General features: G+C 69.7%; 16 protein-coding genes. 1 reads left to right on the forward strand and 15 read right to left on the reverse strand.

Translation table 11 applies throughout. From position 1 onward, the window contains the following. Window positions 1–4: 4 nt before the first annotated feature. From recQ to BLW14_RS13045, 15 genes are all read right to left on the reverse strand, one after another. Window positions 5–2,047, reverse strand: coding sequence for a DNA helicase RecQ (gene recQ, locus BLW14_RS12975; RefSeq protein WP_093710710.1), 2,043 nt, complete (start codon window positions 2,045–2,047; stop codon window positions 5–7). Between the two features lie 166 nt (window positions 2,048–2,213). Beyond that, entirely contained in the window at window positions 2,214–3,878 is a 1,665-nt protein-coding gene (gene nuoN, locus BLW14_RS12980; protein WP_093707277.1) for an NADH-quinone oxidoreductase subunit NuoN, read from the reverse strand. After that, a complete protein-coding gene (locus tag BLW14_RS12985) occupies window positions 3,875–5,446 on the reverse strand; it encodes an NADH-quinone oxidoreductase subunit M (protein ID WP_093707279.1) in 1,572 nt (523 codons plus the stop codon). The genes nuoN and BLW14_RS12985 overlap by 4 nt, the downstream gene beginning before the upstream one ends. A gap of 4 nt (window positions 5,447–5,450) precedes the next feature. Then, entirely contained in the window at window positions 5,451–7,397 is a 1,947-nt protein-coding gene (nuoL, locus tag BLW14_RS12990; protein WP_093707281.1) for an NADH-quinone oxidoreductase subunit L, read from the reverse strand. Between the two features lie 14 nt (window positions 7,398–7,411). Continuing rightward, complete coding sequence (gene nuoK / locus BLW14_RS12995) at window positions 7,412–7,711, reverse strand: NADH-quinone oxidoreductase subunit NuoK (RefSeq protein WP_018101339.1); 300 nt, start codon at window positions 7,709–7,711, stop codon at window positions 7,412–7,414. Beyond that, window positions 7,708–8,535: an NADH-quinone oxidoreductase subunit J gene (locus BLW14_RS13000; protein WP_093707283.1), complete on the reverse strand. Its 828-nt coding sequence runs from the start codon at window positions 8,533–8,535 to the stop codon at window positions 7,708–7,710. The genes nuoK and BLW14_RS13000 overlap by 4 nt, the downstream gene beginning before the upstream one ends. Beyond that, window positions 8,532–9,227 carry an NADH-quinone oxidoreductase subunit NuoI gene (gene nuoI / locus BLW14_RS13005; protein ID WP_093707285.1) on the reverse strand — a complete coding sequence of 232 codons (696 nt, stop codon included), beginning with the start codon at window positions 9,225–9,227 and terminating at the stop codon, window positions 8,532–8,534. Before nuoI ends, BLW14_RS13000 begins: the two co-directional genes overlap by 4 nt. Continuing rightward, complete coding sequence (gene nuoH, locus BLW14_RS13010; RefSeq protein WP_093707287.1) at window positions 9,220–10,623, reverse strand: NADH-quinone oxidoreductase subunit NuoH; 1,404 nt, start codon at window positions 10,621–10,623, stop codon at window positions 9,220–9,222. Before nuoH ends, nuoI begins: the two co-directional genes overlap by 8 nt. Next, window positions 10,620–13,151, reverse strand: coding sequence for an NADH-quinone oxidoreductase subunit G (locus tag BLW14_RS13015; protein WP_093707290.1), 2,532 nt, complete (start codon window positions 13,149–13,151; stop codon window positions 10,620–10,622). Before BLW14_RS13015 ends, nuoH begins: the two co-directional genes overlap by 4 nt. Next, entirely contained in the window at window positions 13,148–14,512 is a 1,365-nt protein-coding gene (gene nuoF, locus BLW14_RS13020; RefSeq protein ID WP_093707292.1) for an NADH-quinone oxidoreductase subunit NuoF, read from the reverse strand. Before nuoF ends, BLW14_RS13015 begins: the two co-directional genes overlap by 4 nt. Continuing rightward, window positions 14,512–15,327, reverse strand: coding sequence for an NADH-quinone oxidoreductase subunit NuoE (nuoE, locus tag BLW14_RS13025; protein ID WP_093707294.1), 816 nt, complete (start codon window positions 15,325–15,327; stop codon window positions 14,512–14,514). Before nuoE ends, nuoF begins: the two co-directional genes overlap by 1 nt. Before the next feature lie 29 nt (window positions 15,328–15,356). After that, complete coding sequence (locus BLW14_RS13030; protein ID WP_093707296.1) at window positions 15,357–16,679, reverse strand: NADH-quinone oxidoreductase subunit D; 1,323 nt, start codon at window positions 16,677–16,679, stop codon at window positions 15,357–15,359. Beyond that, window positions 16,679–17,389: an NADH-quinone oxidoreductase subunit C gene (locus tag BLW14_RS13035; RefSeq protein ID WP_093707297.1), complete on the reverse strand. Its 711-nt coding sequence runs from the start codon at window positions 17,387–17,389 to the stop codon at window positions 16,679–16,681. The genes BLW14_RS13030 and BLW14_RS13035 overlap by 1 nt, the downstream gene beginning before the upstream one ends. Continuing rightward, the gene (locus BLW14_RS13040; protein ID WP_018101348.1) at window positions 17,386–17,940 is read right to left on the reverse strand and encodes a NuoB/complex I 20 kDa subunit family protein; all 555 of its coding nucleotides are present in this window, start codon (window positions 17,938–17,940) and stop codon (window positions 17,386–17,388) included. Before BLW14_RS13040 ends, BLW14_RS13035 begins: the two co-directional genes overlap by 4 nt. An 18-nt stretch (window positions 17,941–17,958) precedes the next feature. After that, window positions 17,959–18,318, reverse strand: coding sequence for an NADH-quinone oxidoreductase subunit A (locus tag BLW14_RS13045; protein WP_003967084.1), 360 nt, complete (start codon window positions 18,316–18,318; stop codon window positions 17,959–17,961). Between the two features lie 792 nt (window positions 18,319–19,110). Between BLW14_RS13045 and BLW14_RS13050 the strand changes: the two genes are divergently transcribed. After that, window positions 19,111–19,947: a C40 family peptidase gene (locus tag BLW14_RS13050; protein WP_093707299.1), complete on the forward strand. Its 837-nt coding sequence runs from the start codon at window positions 19,111–19,113 to the stop codon at window positions 19,945–19,947. Window positions 19,948–20,029: the final 82 nt, after the last annotated feature.

The following is a 20,029-nucleotide window of genomic DNA, read 5'->3' on the forward strand; positions in this document are numbered from 1 at the left end:
CGTCTCACTCGTACTCCGGGGGCTCCTCGTCCCAGCCGAACTCGGCGTCGTCGTGGGGGGCGGCGGGCGCGGGCTTTGCCTGGGCGGGGCGGGGCGGTGCCTGCTTGGTCTCCTGGGCTGCCGGGGCGGCCGGGGTCTGCGGGGTCTCCGCAGCCGCCGGGGCCTCGTCCGTGGCGAGGCCGGACAGGACCTCCAGCACCCCTTCCCCGTACGTCGCCAGCTTCTTCTCGCCCAGGCCGCTGATGCCGCCCAGCTCGCCCAGCGTCGTCGGGCGGACCGTGGCGATCTCGCGCAGGGTCGCATCGTGGAAGATCACGTACGCCGGGAGGCCCAGCTCCTTGGCCTGGGCGGCGCGCCAGGCGCGCAGGGCCTCGAAGACGGGGACGGCCGTCTCGGGGAGGTCGGCGGCGACCGCCTTGGGCTTGCGTTCGCCGCGGCCGGACGAGGACGACTTGGAGGCCGTCGGCTTCTTGGGCTCCTTGCGGAGCTGGACCTCGCGCTCGCGGCCGAGGACCTTGCCGCTCTCCTCGGTCAGGACCAGCGTGCCGTACTCGCCCTCGACGGCGATCAGGCCCTGCGCGAGGAGCTGGCGGACGACTCCGCGCCACTCCGCCTCGGCCAGCTCCTCGCCGATGCCGAACACCGAGAGCTGGTCGTGGTCGAACTGGATGACCTTGGCCGTGCGGCGGCCGAGCAGGATGTCGATGATCTGGCCGGCGCCGAACTTCTGTCCGCGCTCCCGCTTCAGCCGGACCACCGTGGACAGCAGCTTCTGGGCGACCACCGTGCCGTCCCAGGTCTCGGGCGGGGTGAGGCAGGTGTCGCAGTTGCCGCAGGTCGTGGCCGTGGGCTCCTGGCCGAAGTACGTCAGGAGCTGGGCGCGGCGGCACTGGGCCGTCTCGCACAGGGCCAGCATCGAGTCCAGGTGTGAGGCGGCCCGGCGGCGGAACGCCTCGTCGCCCTCGCCGCCCTGGATGAGCTTGCGCTGCTGGACGACGTCCTGGAGGCCGTACGCCATCCACGCCGTGGACGGGGCGCCGTCGCGCCCGGCGCGGCCGGTCTCCTGGTAGTAGCCCTCGACGGACTTCGGCAGGTCCAGGTGGGCGACGAAACGGACGTCCGGCTTGTCGATGCCCATGCCGAAGGCGATCGTCGCGACGACGACGAGGCCCTCCTCGCGCAGGAACCGGGACTGGTGGGCCGCGCGGGTCCCGGCGTCCAGACCCGCGTGGTACGGGACGGCCTCGATGCCGTTGCGGCAGAGGTACTCGGCGGTCTTCTCCGTGGAGGCGCGGGAGAGGCAGTAGACGATGCCCGCGTCCCCGGCGTGCTCCTCCTTGAGGAAGGTGAGCAGCTGCTTCTTCGGGTCGGCCTTGCCCACGATCCGGTACTGGATGTTGGGGCGGTCGAAGCTGGCCACGAAGTGCTTGGCGTCGGGCATGCCGAGGCGCTGGGTGATCTCGCGGTGCGTGGCGTCCGTCGCCGTGGCCGTCAGGGCGATGCGCGGCACGTCCGGCCAGCGCTCGCCGAGCACCGAGAGGGCCAGGTAGTCGGGGCGGAAGTCGTGGCCCCACTGGGCGACGCAGTGCGCCTCGTCGATGGCGAAGACGGAGACCTCGCCGCGGGCCAGCAGCGCCAGCGTGGAGTCGAGCCGCAGCCGCTCCGGGGCGAGGTAGAGCAGGTCCAGCTCGCCCGCCACGAACTGGGCCTCCATGGAGCGGCGCTCGTCGAAGTCCTGCGTGGAGTTGATGAAGCCGGCCCGCACGCCGAGCGCCCGCAGCGCGTCGACCTGGTCCTGCATGAGGGCGATCAGCGGGGAGATCACGATGCCGGTGCCCCGGCGGACCAGGGACGGGATCTGGTAGCAGAGGGACTTGCCGCCGCCGGTGGGCATGAGCACGACGGCGTCCCCGCCGGCCACCACGTGGTCGACGATCGCCTCCTGCTCGCCGCGGAACGCCTCGTAGCCGAAGACGCGGTGCAGAGTGCGCCGCGCCTCGCTCTCGGTCGCACCGGGGGCCCCGCCCGTGGTCACATCCGTGGTCATGCCCGTCACGCCCGTCCCGCTCATCGCTCTGTCCCCCGATACCGCTCCCGCTGCGTCCCAGCGCTCTCCCCTGCCACGATAGGCGCCGCCTCTGACAACGCCGGACGGGCTTGACTTCCCCAGGGGAAGTCAAGCCCGTCCGGCGTCGTCGTACAGCCGCTTCCGGCTACCTCACGAACGTCCCCGCCTGGCTCGCCAGGTCCAGGAAGTACTGCGGGGCGAGGCCCAGCACCACGGTCACGGCCACACCGACCGCGATCGTGGTCATCGTCAGCGGGGACGGGACGGCGACCGTCGGGCCGTCCGCCTTCGGCTCGCTGAAGAACATCAGCACGATGACCCGGATGTAGAAGAACGCCGCGATCGCCGAGGAGATCACACCGACCACGACCAGGCCGCCCGCGCCGCCGTCCGCCGCCGCCTTGAACACGGCGAACTTGCCGGAGAAGCCCGAGGTCAGCGGGATACCGGCGAAGGCCAGCAGGAACACCGCGAAGACCGCCGCGACCAGCGGGGAGCGCCGGCCGAGCCCGGCCCACTTCGACAGGTGCGTCGCCTCGCCGCCCGCGTCGCGCACCAGCGTGACGACGGCGAACGCGCCGACCGTCACGAAGGAGTACGTGCCGAGGTAGAAGAGGACGGACGAGATGCCGTCGGGGGTGGCCGCGATCACACCGGCCAGGATGAACCCGGCGTGCGCGATCGAGGAGTAGGCCAGCAGCCGCTTGATGTCGGTCTGGGTGATCGCGACGACCGCGCCGCCCACCATCGTGACGATGGCGATGCCCCACATGACCGGCCGCAGGTCCCAGGTGAGCCCCGGCAGCACCACGTACAGCAGGCGCAGCAGCGCGCCGAACGCGGCGACCTTGGTGGCCGCGGCCATGAAGCCGGTGACCGGGGTCGGGGCGCCCTGGTAGACGTCCGGGGTCCACATGTGGAACGGGACGGCGCCGACCTTGAAGAGCAGGCCGGTCAGGATCATCGCGCCGCCGATGAGCAGCAGCGCGTCGTTGCCCATGGTGTCCGCGAGCGCCGGGTCGGTCCTCTGGATCGAGCCGTCGACCACGGTCGCGATCTGCGCGTACGAGACGGAGCCCGCGTACCCGTAGAGGAGGGCGATCCCGAACAGCAGGAACGCCGAGGAGAACGCACCGAGCAGGAAGTACTTCACGGCCGACTCCTGCGACATCAGCCGCTTGCGGCGGGCGACGGCGCACAGGAGGTACAGCGGGAGGGAGAAGACCTCCAGGGCCACGAACAGCGTCAGCAGGTCGTTGGCTGCCGGGAAGACCAGCATGCCGGCCACCGAGAACAGCACCAGCGGGAAGACCTCGGTGGTGGTGAACCCGGCCCGGACCGCGGCCTTCTCGCTGTCGCTGCCGGGCACCGACGCGGCCTGCGCAGCGAAGGAGTCCACACGGTTGCCGTGCGCCTCGGGGTCGAGCCGCCGTTCGGCGAACGTGAAGACCGCGACCAGGGACGTCAGCAGGATGACGCCCTGGAGGAACAGGGACGGTCCGTCGACCGCGACGGCGCCCATCGCGGCGATGTGCGCCTTGGTCGTGCCGTACCCGCCGGCCGCCAGGCCGACCACCGCGGCGAACGCGGCGACCAGGGCGACGACGGTCAGGAAGACCTGCGTGTAGTAGCGGGCCCGGCGCGGCACGAAGGCCTCGACGAGCACACCGAGGACGGCGACGCCGATCACGATCAGGACCGGGGCCAGCTGGGTGTACTCGATGACCGGGGCCTTGAACTTCTCGTCCGGGGCGGCAGATGTCACCCCGCTCGCCGTCGTCCACAGGCTGTGGACAGCTGTTGCGCTCACTTGGCGGCCTCCACCTCGGGCTGGGGGTCCTTCTTCTGTACGTCCGACATGGTGTGCTGCACCGCCGGGTTGACGATCTCCGTCAGCGGCTTCGGGTAGACACCCAGGAAGAGCAGCAGCGCGATCAGCGGGACGACCACCACGAGCTCACGGGCCTTGAGGTCCGCCATGCCCTGCACCTCGGCCTTGACCGGGCCGGTCATGGTGCGCTGGTAGAGGACCAGGACGTAGATCGCGGCGAGCACGATGCCGGTGGTGGCGACGATGCCTGCAGCCGGGTACGCGGCGAACGCGCCGACCAGGACCAGGAACTCACTCACGAACGGGGCCAGCCCCGGCAGCGACAGCGTGGCCAGGCCGCCGATCAGGAAGGTCCCGGCGAGCACCGGGGCCACCTTCTGCACCCCGCCGTAGTCGGAGATGAGGCGCGAGCCGCGCCGGGTGATCAGGAAGCCCGCGACCAGCATCAGCGCGGCCGTCGAGATGCCGTGGTTGACCATGTACAGCGTCGCGCCCGACTGGCCCTGGCTGGTCATCGCGAAGATGCCCAGGATGATGAAGCCGAAGTGCGAGATGGACGCGTAGGCGATCAGCCGCTTGATGTCGCGCTGGCCGACCGCGAGCAGCGCCCCGTACACGATGCTGATCAGCGCCAGGACCAGGATCACCGGCGTCGCCCACTTGCTGGCCTCCGGGAAGAGCTGGAGGCAGAAGCGGAGCATCGCGAAGGTGCCGACCTTGTCGACGACGGCGGTGATCAGCACGGCGACCGGGGAGGTCGCCTCGCCCATGGCGTTGGGCAGCCAGGTGTGCAGCGGCCACAACGGGGCCTTCACCGCGAAGGCGAAGAAGAACCCGAGGAACAGCCACCGCTCGGTGCCGGTCGCCATGGAGAGCGAGCCGTTGGCGCGGGCCTCGGCGATCTCGGAGAGCGAGAACGAGCCCGCCACCACGTACAGGCCGATCACCGCGGCCAGCATGATGAGGCCGCCGACCAGGTTGTAGAGGAGGAACTTGACCGCGGCGTACGAGCGTTGCGCCGCCGCGTTCTCGTCGCTGCCGGAGTGCGCCCGGTCCCCGAAGCCGCCGATGAGGAAGTACATCGGGATGAGCATGGCTTCGAACAGGATGTAGAAGAGGAAGACGTCGGTGGCCTCGAAGGAGAGGATCACCATGGCTTCGACCATCAGGATCAGGGCGAAGAAGCCCTGGGTGGGGCGCCAGCGCGAGGAGTTCGTCTCCAGGGGGTCGGCGTCGTGCCAGCCGGCCAGGATGACGAAGGGGATCAGCAGGGCGGTGAGCGCCATGAGCGCCAGGCCGATGCCGTCCACGCCCAGTTCGTAGCGGACGCCGAAGTCCTTGATCCAGGCGTGCGATTCGGTGAGCTGGAAGCGGTCGCCGCCGGGCTCGAAGCGGGCGAGCGCGATGCCCGCCAGGACGAGCGTGCCCAGCGAGAAGGCCAGGCCCAGCCATTTGGCGGCGGTGCGCCGGGCGGCCGGGACGGCGGCCGTGGCCACCGCGCCGATCGCCGGGAGCGCCGCCGTCGCTGTCAGGAGGGGAAAGGACATGTGATCAGACCGCCCTCATCAGCAGGGTCGCGGCGATGAGAACCGCCGTACCGCCGAACATCGAGACCGCGTAGGAGCGGGCGTAGCCGTTCTGCAGTTTGCGCAGCCGGCCGGAGAGCCCGCCCATGGAGGCGGCCGTGCCGTTGACGACGCCGTCGACCAGGGTGTGGTCGACGTAGACCAGGGAGCGGGTCAGGTGCTCGCCGCCGCGGACCAGGACCACGTGGTTGAAGTCGTCCTGGAGGAGGTCGCGGCGCGCGGCGCGGGTGAGCAGCGAGCCGCGCGGGGCGGCCACCGGCACCGGCTTGCGGCCGTACATCGCCCAGGCGATGGCGACACCGATGACGAGCGCCACCATGGTGGCCGCGGTGACGGTGGACGCGCCGATCGGGGCGTCGCCGTGGTCGTGGCCGGTGACGGGCTCCAGCCAGTGCAGGAAGCGGTCGCCGATGGAGAAGAAGCCACCCGCGAAGACCGAGCCGAAGGCCAGCACGATCATCGGGATCGTCATGGACTTCGGGGACTCGTGCGGGTGGGGCTCCGCGTGCTCGCCGCGCGTCTCGGCGGCGGGCTCGACGTCCGGCGCGTCCGGGGAGGGCGTCGCCGTGCGGCGCCAGCGCTCCTCGCCGAAGAACGTCATCAGCATCACGCGCGTCATGTAGAACGCGGTGATCGCGGCGCCCAGCAGGGCGACCGAGCCGAGGATCCAGCCCTCGGTGCCGCCCTTGGCGAAGGCCGCCTCGATGATCTTGTCCTTGGAGAAGAAGCCGGAGAGGCCGGGGAAGCCGATGATGGCGAGGTAGCCGAGGCCAAAGGTGACGAAGGTGACCGGCATGTACTTCCGCAGGCCGCCGTACTTCCGCATGTCCACCTCGTCGTTCATGCCGTGCATGACCGAACCGGCGCCGAGGAAGAGCCCGGCCTTGAAGAAGCCGTGGGTCACCAGGTGCATGATCGCGAAGACGTAGCCGATGGGGCCGAGCCCGGCGGCCAGGATCATGTAGCCGATCTGGGACATCGTGGAGCCGGCGAGGGCCTTCTTGATGTCGTCCTTCGCGCAACCGACGATCGCACCGAAGATCAGCGTGACCGCGCCGACGACCACCACGACCATCTGCGCGTCCGGGGCGGCGTTGAAGATCGCGCCGGACCGGACGATGAGGTAGACACCGGCGGTGACCATGGTCGCCGCGTGGATCAGGGCCGAGACCGGGGTCGGGCCCTCCATCGCGTCACCGAGCCAGGACTGCAGCGGCACCTGGGCGGACTTGCCGCAGGCGGCGAGCAGCAGCATCAGGCCGATCGCCGTCAGCTTGCCCTCGCTCGTCTCGCCGGTCGCCTCCAGGACGGGGCCGTACGCGAACGTGCCGAAGGTGGTGAACATCAGCATGATCGCGATCGACAGGCCCATGTCGCCGACGCGGTTGACCAGGAACGCCTTCTTCGCGGCGGTGGCCGCGCTGGGCTTGTGCTGCCAGAAGCCGATGAGCAGGTACGACGCCAGACCGACGCCCTCCCACCCGACGTACAGCAGCAGGTAGTTGTCGGCGATGACCAGGATCAGCATCGCCGCGAGGAACAGGTTCAGATAGCCGAAGAAGCGGCGCCGGCGCTCGTCGTGCTCCATGTAGCCGATCGAGTAGATGTGGATCAGCGTGCCCACACCGGTGATCAGGAGGACGAACGTCATCGACAGCTGGTCGAGCTGGAAGGCCACATCGGCCTGGAAGCCCTCGACCGGGATCCAGCTGAACAGCTTCTGGTGCAGCGCGCGGTCCTCGGCGCCCTTCCCGAGCATGTCGGTGAAGAGCACCACGGCCACGACGAACGAGGCGGCGGCGAGCAGGGTGCCGAGCCAGTGCCCGGCGCGGTCGAGGCGCCGGCCGCCGCAGAGCAGCACCGCCGCCCCGAGCAGGGGCGCCGCGACGAGCAGCGCAATCAGGTTCTCCACGATGCAAGCGCCCCTTACAGCTTCATCAGGCTGGCGTCGTCGACCGAGGCCGAGTGGCGGGAACGGAACAGCGACACGATGATCGCGAGCCCGACCACGACCTCCGCGGCGGCGACGACCATCGTGAAGAAGGCGATGATCTGGCCGTCGAGGTTGCCGTGCATACGGGAGAAGGTGACGAACGCGAGGTTGCAGGCGTTGAGCATCAGCTCCACGCACATGAACACCACGATCGCGTTCCGCCGGATCAGCACCCCCGCCGCGCCGATGGTGAACAGCAGGGCGGCGAGATAGAGGTAGTTGACCGGGTTCACTTGGCGACCTCCTCTTCTTCTGTGTCCCGGCCGAGCCGCTCACCGGAGCGCTGCTCCAGTGCCTTGAGGCCGGCCAGTGATTCCTGGGACACGTCGCGCATCTGGCCGCGCTTGCGCAGCGTGTTCATGACGGTCAACTCGGACGGGGTGCCGTCGGGGAGCAGGCCCGCGATGTCCACCGCGTTGTGCCGGGCGTAGACGCCGGGCGCGGGCAGCGGCGGGAGGTGGTTGCTCCGCACGCGCTCCTCGGACATCTCCCGCTGGGTCTTGGCCCGTTCGGTGCGCTCGCGGTGCGTGAGCACCATCGCGCCGACGGTCGCGGTGATCAGCAGGGCGCCGGTGATCTCGAAGGCGAAGACGTACTTGGTGAAGATGAGGCTGGCGAGCCCCTCCACGTTTCCGCCGTGCACGGTGTTTGCGGTGCCCAGGCCGTTGAAGCTCTTCAGCGAGGCGTTGCCGATACCGGCGATGAGCAGGACGCCGAAGCCGAGACCGCATCCGGCGGCCAGCCAGCGCTGGCCCTTGATGGTCTCCTTCAGCGAGTCCGCCGCCGTGACGCCGACGAGCATGACCACGAAGAGGAACAGCATCATGATCGCGCCGGTGTAGACGACGATCTGCACGATGCCGAGGAAGTACGCGCCGTTGGCGAGGTAGAACACCGCGAGGATGATCATCGTCCCGGCGAGGCTCAGCGCGCTGTGCACGGCCTTCTTCATCAGCACGGTGGACAGGGCGCCGATCACGGCGACCGTGCCGAGCACCCAGAACTGGACGGCCTCACCGGTCGAGGTCTGCGAGGCCGCTGCGGCCAGGCCGGTCATGCGTCCACCTCCTGCGAAGCGCCGTTGTCCCGGGCGTCGTCAGCCGGCTTCTCGCCCTTGGAGACGGCGATCTGGCGCTCCGTACCGGGGGCGGCCTCGGTGACCACGCCCCGGTAGTAGTCCTGTTCGTCCATGCCGGGGAAGATCGCGTGCGGGCTGTCGACCATGCCTTCCTCCAGGCCCGCGAGCAGCTCGTCCTTGGTGTAGATGAGGCTCTCGCGGGTGGTGTTGGCGAGCTCGAACTCGTTGGTCATCGTGAGCGCCCGGGTCGGGCACGCCTCGATGCACAGTCCGCAGAGGATGCAGCGCGCGTAGTTGATCTGGTAGACGCGGCCGTAGCGCTCGCCCGGGGAGTACCGCTCCTCCTCGGTGTTGTCCGCGCCCTCCACGTAGATCGCGTCGGCGGGACAGGCCCAGGCGCACAGCTCGCAGCCGACGCACTTCTCCAGCCCGTCCGGATGGCGGTTGAGCTGGTGGCGGCCGTGGAAGCGGGGCGCCGTCACCTTCGGCGTCTCCGGGTACTGCTCGGTGAGCCGCTTCTTGAACATGGCCTTGAAGGTCACGCCGAAGCCGGCCACCGGGTTGTGGAACTTGTCCTCCGAGGACTGGGAGGACTGCGACGCCGTCGCCCCCGTCGGGCCGGTGGACTGCGCCGGCCTCCTGGACCCCGGCGCATCAGGCAGTTCAGACACCGTCGGCCTCCTTTCCGTCACTCGGACTCTCGTCACTCTGAGTATCCACGCCGCCACTGACAACGAGCTCCCGCTCGCGGCGCGGCCTGCGCCGCGGCACGGGCGGCAGGGTCTGTCCGGGCAGCGGCGGCACCGGGAACCCGCCGGCCATCGGGTCGAACGCCGGCTCGGGACCGGCCTGCTCGGCGGCGGCCTTCTCCTTCTTGTCGCGGAAGATGTCGGCGACGAAGGAGATCAGCAGCACCGCGATCACGGCACCCGCCACGTAGAGCAGGATCTTCGAGAAGTCGTAGCCCTCGTTGCGCAGCGCCCGCACCGTCGCGACCAGCATCAGCCAGACGACGGAGACCGGGATCAGGACCTTCCAGCCGAGCTTCATCAGCTGGTCGTAGCGGACACGCGGCAGCGTGCCGCGCAGCCAGATGAAGAAGAACAGCAGCAGCTGGACCTTGACGACGAACCAGAGCATCGGCCACCAGCCGTGGTTCGCGCCCTCCCAGAAGGTGCTGATCGGCCACGGGGCCCGCCAGCCGCCCAGGAACAGGGTCGTGGAGACGGCGGAGACGGTGACCATGTTGACGTACTCGGCGAGCATGAACATCGCGAACTTGATCGACGAGTACTCGGTGTTGAAGCCGCCGACCAGGTCGCCCTCGGACTCCGGCATGTCGAACGGGGCGCGGTTGGTCTCGCCGACCATCGTGACGATGTAGATGATGAAGGAGACCGGCAGCAGGACGATGAACCAGCGGTCCTGCTGCGCCTCCACGATCTTCGACGTCGACATCGACCCGGAGTAGAGGAAGACCGAGGCGAACGCGGCGCCCATCGCGATCTCGTACGAGATCATCTGCGCGCACGAGCGGAGCCCGCCGAGCAGCGGGTACGTCGACCCGGACGACCAGCCCGCCAGCACGATGCCGTAGATGCCGACCGAGGCGACCGCGAGGATGTACAGCATCGCGATCGGCAGGTCGGTGAGCTGCATCGCCGTACGGTGCCCGAAGATCGAGACCTCGTTGTCCGACGGCCCGAAGGGGATCACCGCGATGGCCATGAACGCGGGGATCGCGGCGACGATCGGGGCGAGTACGTAGACGACCTTGTCCGCCCGCTTGACGATGACGTCTTCCTTCAGCATCAGCTTGATGCCGTCGGCGAGCGACTGGAGCATGCCCCAGGGGCCGTGCCGGTTGGGGCCGATGCGCAGCTGCATCCACGCGACGACCTTGCGCTCCCACACGATGGAGAAGAGCACGGTCACCATCAGGAACGCGAAGCAGAAGACTGCCTTGATGACGACGAGCCACCAGGGGTCGTTGCCGAACATCGACAGGTCCTCGGCGGCGAGCACCGCGCTGTGCGGTGGAGCGGCCAGTTGAGCGAAGGCGGTCACGCCCGCACCTCCGGTGTGACGTCGGGAGTACCGGCAGCGGCGGCGCCGATCCGGACCGGGCCGCCGGGGCGGGCCCCGGTCGCTGCCGGCACGCCCCGCCCGGCCGAGTTCAGCGGCACCCAGACCACGCGGTCCGGCATGTCGGTGACCCGGAGCGGGAGTTCGACGCTGCCGGCCGGGCCGGACACCGCCAGCAGGTCGCCGTCCTTGACCCCGGTCTCCGCGGCCGTGGCGGCCGAGAGCCGTGCCACCGCCTCGTGCCGGGTCCCGGCGAGCGCGGTGTCGCCCTCCTGGAGGCGGCCCAGGTCGAGCAGCATCCGGTGGCCGGCGAGGATCGCCTCGCCGTCGCCGGGCCGGGGCAGCGGCTGCGCGGAGACGCGTGGTTCGTCCGCGTACCCGCCCTGCCAGCCGCCGAGCCGGTCCAGCTCGCGGCGGACGGCCTTCAGGTCCGGCAGCGCGAAGTGACTGATCCGATCAGCGCCTCCGGCGCGAGCCATGGCGTCGGCCAGCATGTGCAGGACGCGCGCGTCGCCCGGGGCGAGGTTGCGGGTCATCTGGTCGGGCTTCAGCGCGGCCTCGAACATCCGCGCCCGGCCCTCCCAGTTGAGGAAGGTCCCGGACTTCTCGGCGACCGCGGCCACCGGGAACACCACGTCGGCGCGGTCGGTGACCTCGCTCGGGCGCAGCTCGAAGGAGACCAGGAAACCGACCCGGTTCAGGGCCTCCAGGGCCCGCGCCGGGTCCGGCAGGTCCTCGGTGCCGACGCCGGCGACGACCAGCGCGCCCAGCTCACCGGTGGCCGCGGCCTCGATGATCTGGCCGGTGTCGCGGCCGAAGCGGGCCGGGAGTTCGGCGACGCCCCACGCGGCGGCGACCTCGTCCCGGGCGCGCGGGTCGGTGGCCGGGCGTCCGCCGGGCAGCAGCGACGGGAGCGCGCCCGCCTCCACCGCACCGCGCTCGCCCGCCCGGCGCGGGATCCACACCAGCCGGGCCCCGGTCGCGGTCGCGGCCCGGGCCGCGGCGGTCAGCCCGCCGGGCACCCCGGCCAGCCGCTCGCCGACCACGATCAGCGCGCCCTCACCGCGCAGCGCCTCGGCCGCGACGGCGCCCTCGCCCTCCAGGCCGACCCCGCCCGCGATGGCGTCCAGCCACTCGGTCTCGGTGCCGGGTGCGGCGGGAAGCAGCACGCCGCCCGCCTTCACCAGGCCCCGGGTGGCGTGCGAGGCGATGGAGAAGGTGCGCTGGCCGTTCTTGCGGTGGGCCTTGCGCAGCCGCAGGAAGACGCCGGGGGCCTCCTCCTCCGACTCGAACCCGGCCAGCAGCACGGCCGGCGCCTTCTCCAGCGAGGTGTACGTGACACCGGACCCGTCCAGGTCCTTGCCGCGCCCGGCGACGCGCGAGGCCAGGAAGTCGGCCTCCTCGCCGCTGTGGACGCGGGCCCGGAAGTCGATGTCGTTGGTGTTCAGGGCGACCCGGGCGAACTTGCTGTACGCGTACGCGTCCTCGACGGTCAGCCGGCCGCCGGTGAGGACACCCGTGCGGCCGCGCGCCGCGGACAGGCCCTCGGCCGCGGCGGCCAGCGCCTCCGGCCAGCTCGCCGGCTCCAGCTCACCCGACTCGCCCCGCACCAGCGGGGTGGTGAGCCGGTCGCGCTGCTGGGCGTAGCGGAAGCCGAAGCGGCCCTTGTCGCAGAGCCATTCCTCGTTGACCTCGGGGTCGTTGGCCGCGAGGCGGCGCATGACCTTGCCGCGCCGGTGGTCGGTGCGGGTGGCGCAGCCACCGGCGCAGTGCTCGCACACCGATGGCGTCGACACCAGGTCGAAGGGGCGGGAGCGGAATCGGTACGCCGCCGAGGTCAGCGCCCCGACCGGGCAGATCTGGATGGTGTTGCCGGAGAAGTACGACTGGAAGGGGTCGCCCTCGCCGGTGCCGACCTGCTGGAGCGCGCCGCGCTCGATCAGCTCGATCATCGGGTCGCCGGCCACCTGGTTGGAGAACCGGGTGCAGCGCGCGCAGAGCACGCACCGCTCACGGTCCAGCAGCACCTGGGTGGAGATCGGCACGGGCTTCTCGTACGTGCGCTTCTTCCCGTCGAAGCGGGAGTCGGCGTCGCCGTGCGACATCGCCTGGTTCTGCAGCGGGCACTCGCCGCCCTTGTCGCAGACCGGGCAGTCCAGCGGGTGGTTGATGAGCAGCAGCTCCATCACGCCGCGCTGCGCCTTGTCGGCGACCGGCGAGGTGATCTGCGACTTGACGACCATGCCGTCGGTGCAGGTGATGGTGCAGGACGCCATCGGCTTGCGCTGGCCCTCGACCTCGACGATGCACTGGCGGCAGGCGCCGGCCGGGTCGAGGAGGGGGTGGTCGCAGAAGCGCGGGATCTCGATGCCGAGGAGTTCGGCGGCGCGGATGACCAGGGTGCCCTTGGGCACGCTGATCTCGATGCCGTCGATGGTCAGCGTGACGAGGTCCTCGGGCGGGATCGCCGCTTCGCCGCCCCCGGAGGGCGCACTCGTGGTGACTGTCATGCGTTCACCCCCTGGTGAGCGTTCTTGTCGTCGGCCCAGAGGGTCGATTTGGCGGGATCGAAGGGGCAGCCCTTGCCGGTGATGTGCTGCTCGTACTCCTCGCGGAAGTACTTCAGCGAGGAGAAGATCGGCGAGGCGGCGCCGTCGCCGAGGGCGCAGAACGACTTGCCGTTGATGTTGTCGGCGATGTCGTTGAGCTTGTCCAGGTCGGACATCTGGCCCTTGCCCGCCTCGATGTCGCGCAGCAGCTGGACGAGCCAGTAGGTGCCCTCGCGGCAGGGGGTGCACTTGCCGCAGGACTCGTGCGCGTAGAACTCGGTCCAGCGGGTGACGGCCCGGACCACGCAGGTCGTCTCGTCGAAGCACTGGAGCGCCTTGGTGCCGAGCATGGACCCGGCGGCGCCGACGCCCTCGTAGTCGAGGGGCACGTCGAGGTGCTCGTCGGTGAACATCGGGGTCGAGGAGCCGCCGGGGGTCCAGAACTTGAGGCGGTGGCCGGGGCGCATGCCGCCGCTCATGTCGAGGAGCTGGCGCAGCGTGATGCCGAGCGGGGCCTCGTACTGGCCGGGGCCCGCGACGTGGCCGCTGAGCGAGTAGAGCGTGAAGCCCGGGGACTTCTCGCTGCCCATGGACTTGAACCAGTCCTTGCCCTTGTTCAGGATCGCGGGAACCGAGGCGATGGACTCGACGTTGTTCACCACGGTGGGGCAGGCGTACAGACCGGCGACCGCGGGGAAGGGGGGACGCAGCCGGGGCTGGCCGCGCCGTCCTTCGAGGGAGTCGAGCAGCGCGGTCTCCTCACCGCAGATGTACGCGCCGGCGCCGGCGTGCACCGTGAGTTCCAGATCGAGCCCGGAGCCCATGATGTCGGTGCCGAGGTAGCCCGCCTCGTACGCCTCGCGCACGGCCTCGTGCAGCCTGCGCAGTACGGGGACGACCTCGCCGCGCAGGTAGATGAACGCGTGCGACGACCGGATCGCGTAACAGGCGATCACGATGCCCTCGATGAGGCTGTGCGGGTTGGCGAAGAGGAGCGGGATGTCCTTGCAGGTCCCCGGCTCCGACTCGTCGGCGTTGACGACGAGGTAGTGCGGCTTGCCGTCGCCCTGCGGGATGAACTGCCACTTCATCCCGGTGGGGAAGCCTGCGCCGCCGCGGCCGCGCAGACCGGAGTCCTTGACGTACGCGATGAGGTCGTCCGGGGACATGGCGAGGGCCTTGCGCAGTCCCTCGTACCCCTCGTGGCGGCGGTAGGTGTCCAGGGTCCAGGAGTCCGGCTGGTCCCAGAAGGCGGACAGCACGGGTGCGAGCAGCTTCTCGGGGCTGGTCCCGTTCTGGTCGATTTCGGTGGCCAACGTCATCACTCCCCCTCCTCGGCGGCGGGGCCGGCCGGGTGGTCCGGGTCGGATGCCGAGGTCTGCTGCGGCGCGTCGTGGGAGCTGAGGTGCTCGGCGCCCTTCTGCGGCTGGTCGCTGGGCGCCTCGCCGCGCGGGCTCACCACCCGGGCCTGCGGCGCGGCCTCGCCCTTGGCGAGCTTGAGGCCGATGAGCGAGGCGTGGCCGGCGCCGCCGGTGGCCTCGACGGCGCCGGGGCGCTCGTCGGGGAAGCCGGCCAGGATGCGCGCGGTCTCCTTGTACGTGCACAGGGGCGCGCCGCGGGTGGGCTCGACGCTGCGGCCGGCGATGAGGTCGTCGACCAGCTGGGTCGCGCTCTCCGGGGTCTGGTTGTCGAAGAACTCCCAGTTGACCATCACGACGGGCGCGAAGTCGCAGGCGGCGTTGCACTCGATGTGTTCGAGGGTGACCTTGCCGTCCTCGGTCGTCTCGTCGTTGCCGACGCCGAGGTGCTCCTTCAGCCGGTCGAAGATGGCGTCGCCGCCCATCACCGCGCAGAGCGTGTTGGTGCAGACGCCGACCTGGTAGTCACCGCTGGGCTTGCGCCGGTACATCGTGTAGAAGGTCGCGACCGCGGTGACCTCGGCGGTGGTGAGGTCGAGCATGTCGGCGCAGAACGCCATGCCCGTACGGGAGACGTAGCCCTCCTCGGACTGCACGAGGTGCAGCAGCGGCAGCAGCGCGGAGCGGCTGCCGGGGTAGCGGGCGATCACCTCCTTCGCATCCGCTTCGAGCCTGGCGCGCACCTCGGCCGGGTAGGCGGGGGCGGGGAGCTGCGGCATCCCCAGACTGACTTCCTGACGTGCTTCGGTCACCGGTCGACGCCTCCCATCACGGGGTCGATGGATGCGACGGCGACGATGACGTCGGCGACCTGGCCGCCCTCGCACATCGCCGCCATGGCCTGGAGGTTGGTGAAGGACGGGTCGCGGAAGTGGACCCGGTAGGGGCGGGTTCCGCCGTCCGAGACGACGTGCACGCCGAGTTCGCCCTTGGGGGACTCGACGGCGGTGTACGCCTGTCCGACGGGGACCCGGAAGCCCTCGGTCACCAGCTTGAAGTGGTGGATCAGGGCCTCCATGGAGGTGCCCATGATCTTCTTGATGTGGTCCAGCGAGTTGCCCAGGCCGTCCGGGCCGAGCGCGAGCTGCGCGGGCCAGGCGATCTTCTTGTCGGCGACCATGACCGGTCCGGGTTCGAGCCGGTCGATGCACTGCTCGATGATCCGCAGCGACTGGCGCATCTCCTCCAGGCGGATGAGGAAGCGGCCGTAGGCGTCGCAGCTGTCGGCGGTGGGGACCTCGAAGTCGTAGGTCTCGTAGCCGCAGTACGGGTCGGTCTTGCGCAGGTCGTGCGGGAGGCCGGCCGAGCGCAGGATCGGTCCGGTGGCGCCGAGGGCCATGCAGCCGGTGAGGTCGAGGTAGCCGACGTCCTGCATGCGGGCCTTGAAGATGGGGTTGCCGGTGGCCAGCGCGTCGTACTCCGGCAGGTTCTTCTTCATGGTCTTCACGAACTCGCGCAGCTGGTCGACCGCGCCCGGGGGCAGGTCCTGGGCGAGGCCGCCGGGACGGACGAACGCGTGGTTCATCCGGAGTCCGGTGATCAGCTCGAAGAGATCGAGCACCAGCTCCCGGTCGCGGAAGCCGTAGATCATGATCGTGGTCGCGCCCAGCTCCATACCGCCGGTGGCGATGCACACCAGGTGCGAGGAGAGCCGGTTGAGCTCCATCAGGAGCACGCGCAGGACGGTGGCCCGATCGGGGATCTGGTCCTCGATGCCGAGGAGCTTCTCGACGCCCAGGCAGTACGCCGTCTCGTTGAAGAACGGCGTCAGGTAGTCCATGCGCGTGACGAAGGTGGTGCCCTGCGTCCAGCTGCGGAATTCGAGGTTCTTCTCGATGCCGGTGTGGAGGTAGCCGATGCCGCAGCGGGCCTCGGTGACGGTCTCGCCGTCGATCTCCAGGATGAGCCTGAGCACGCCGTGGGTGGACGGGTGCTGCGGGCCCATGTTGACGATGATGCGCTCGTCGTCGGACGCGGCGGCGTTCTCGACGATCTCGTCCCAGTCGCCGCCGGTGACCGTATATACAGTCCCCTCGGTGGTGGCGCGAGGCGTTGCGTGGGGAGTGGTCATCAGGAGTACGACCTCCGCTGGTCCGGAGCCGGGATCTGGGCGCCCTTGTACTCGACGGGGATGCCGCCGAGCGGGTAGTCCTTGCGCTGCGGGAAGCCCTGCCAGTCGTCCGGCATCATGATCCGGGTGAGGGCGGGGTGCCCGTCGAAGACGAGCCCGAAGAAGTCGTACGCCTCACGCTCGTGCCAGTCGTTGGTCGGGTAGACCGGGACCAGGGACGGCAGGTGCCGGTCCTCGTCCGGCGTGGAGACCTCCACCCGGATCAGCCGGCCGTGGGTCAGCGAGCGCAGGTGGTAGACCGCGTGCAGTTCGCGGCCCTTGTCGCCGGGGAAGTGGACGCCGCTCACCCCCGTGCACAGCTCGAAGCGCAGGGCCGGGTCGTCGCGCAGCGTCTTCGCGACGTTGACCAGGTGCTCGCGGGCGATGTGGAAGGTCAGCTCGTCCCGGTCGACGACCGTCTTCTCGATGGCGTTCTCGGGGACGAGGCCCTGTTCCTCCAGGGCGCCTTCGAGTTCGTCGGCCACCTCGTCGAACCAGCCGCCGTAGGGGCGGGAGGAGGCGCCGGGGAGGGCGACGGTGCGGACGAGGCCGCCGTAGCCGGAGGTGTCGCCGCCGTTGTTGGCGCCGAACATGCCCCTGCGTACGCCGATGACCTCGCCGTGCTCGTCACGCGGGGCGGGAACGGAGGAGCCGTTGTGCTCGTCGCTCATCGCATGAGCCCCTTCATCTCGATGAGGGGCAGTGCGTTGAGGGCCGCTTCCTCCGCCTCGCGGGCGGCTTCCTCGGCGTTGACCCCGAGCTTGGAGCCCTGGATCTTCTGGTGCAGCTTGAGGATCGCGTCCATCAGCATCTCGGGCCGCGGCGGGCAGCCCGGCAAATAAATATCAACCGGGACAATATGATCAACACCCTGAACAATGGCGTAATTGTTGAACATTCCACCCGATGACGCGCAAACGCCCATGGAGATAACCCACTTGGGGTTCGGCATCTGGTCGTAGACCTGCCGCAGGACGGGCGCCATCTTCTGGCTCACCCGCCCCGCCACGATCATCAGGTCCGCCTGCCGCGGCGAACCGCGGAAGACCTCCATGCCGAAGCGGGCCAGGTCGTAGCGGCCCGCCCCGGTCGTCATCATCTCGATGGCGCAACAGGCGAGGCCGAAGGTCGCCGGGAAGACGGAGGACTTCCGCACCCAGCCGGCCGCCTGCTCGACGGTGGTCAGAACGAAGCCGCTCGGCAGCTTCTCTTCGAGTCCCATGGTGTGCCCCTCAGCCCCTCAGTCCCATTCCAGACCGCCGCGCCGCCACACATACGCGTAGGCGACGAAGACGGTGAGCACGAAGAGCAGCATCTCCACGAGCCCGAAGATCCCCAGGGCGTCGAAGCTGACCGCCCAGGGATAGAGGAAGACGATCTCGATGTCGAAGACGATGAAGAGCATCGCCGTCAGGTAGTACTTGATGGGAAAGCGGCCGCCTCCGGCCGGCGTGGGTGTCGGTTCGATACCGCACTCGTACGCTTCGAGCTTTGCCCGGTTGTACCGCTTGGGGCCGATAAGCGTGGCCATGACCACGGAGAAGATCGCAAACCCTGCCCCGAGGGCGCCGAGCACGAGGATGGGCGCGTAGGCATTCACGCTCCTCGCTCCTTCCAGTCGTCCTTGACCGTTGGACCGCATCGGGCGAACCGGCTCCCCGCCTCACCAAGATCGTGCACATGTGAGGCAGTTCACAAGCCCGACTGCCCCGCATCCTATGCCCGCCGTCCTGTGATCTGCGACACGGGGTACGCCAACGTCTTTGTGATCTCCACCACCTGACGAACGATCATGAAGTCGGATGAGCGGTGATCTTCGTACACGAAGCGGCCGAGTGATCACGAGAGGTGACATTCACTGCCGTTCCCGCTGGTCAAAGGGGTGTCGCACTATCAAGCCACGGCGTCGCGCGCAAAATTGGCGATGGACACGATGGGGTGATAGAGGGATCTGCCCCACCCCGCGAGGACACCGGCCGGAACGGGGTCACCCGCGCGGGGGTTCCCATGGAACGAAGTGGACGCAGATCGACATAAGGGCCTTATCGCCCGAATCGCCCTTCTGGCGCCGCGAGTTCGGCGCGCGCGGCCCCTTCGCTCGCGCGGGGTGCTCGTATGCCCGTCGCGGCAAGACCATGCTGTGACCTGCGTCACTTCACAAAGGCCGTTACAGAAGCGGGCTTGGCCAAGTGTGTGAACGGGTGGTAGGCGACGGGCAATTCGGGCGTATTGCAGAAAACCCGTGATCAAGGCCGTGATCACCAGTGACCGTTTTGCCCGTTACGGCGTCAATAAAGGCCGCCGGAAAGCGGATTCACAGATTCCGGACGTAACTGTGTCGCAACACACGTTTCTTGATGGGACCCCGCGCGTCCTGATAGCGCTAGTACCCATGTCCCACACCGCTCACATACCCAGCCACCGGAAGCCCCGCCGAAACGCCTCGAAGACGGCGCTGCGGGCCGGAGTTGCCGGTGGCGTCCTCAGCACCATCGCGGTCGCGGGTGCCGCAGGTCCGGCCCAGGCCGAACCGGTGACCCAGACGATCGAGATGCCCACCATCACGGCGGGACTCTCCACCACCGTCGCGGCCTCCGCCGAGGCCACGCAGCAGGTCGCCCTGGACCTGGAGACGCAGGCGCACGAGGACGCTGCGGCCACCGACGCCGCCAAGGACGCCAAGAAGGCCAAGGCCGAGGCCGTCCGCAAGGCCGAGGCCAAGAAGAAGGCCGAGGCTGCCGCGAAGGCCAAGGCGGAGGCCGCCGAGCGCGCCTCCCGTACCGCCGCTCGCACCACGCTCCAGAAGACCACCGGCAGCTCGTCGTCCGGCTCCACCGCGGCCGCCGCCACGACCTCGTACTCCTCCAACGCCTCCGGCTCCGCGGCCGCCGTCGTCGCGTTCGCCCAGGCGCAGGTCGGCGACGCGTACGTGTCCGGCGGCACCGGCCCCAACTCGTGGGACTGCTCGGGCCTGGTCCAGGCCGCGTTCCGCTCGGTCAACGTCGACCTGCCGCGCGTCTCCCAGAGCCAGTCGACCGCCGGCACCCAGGTCTCGCTGAGCAACCTCCAGCCGGGCGACATCCTGTACTGGGGCAGCGCGGGCAGCGCGTACCACGTCGGGATCTACGTGGGCGGCGGCCAGTTCGTCGGCGCGCAGAACTCCTCCACCGGTGTCGTGCAGCGTCCGCTGGACTACGACATGCCGACCGGCGCGGTCCGCGTCCTCTGATTCCACCGTCCCGCGTTCACGGATTCACAAGCACGATCCGCACGTGAGGCACACGAAGGAGCCGTCACTCCCCCGCTCGGGA

The organism is Streptomyces sp. 2131.1 (assembly GCF_900105515.1).
GTDB classification, from domain to species: Bacteria; Actinomycetota; Actinomycetes; order Streptomycetales; family Streptomycetaceae; genus Streptomyces; species Streptomyces drozdowiczii.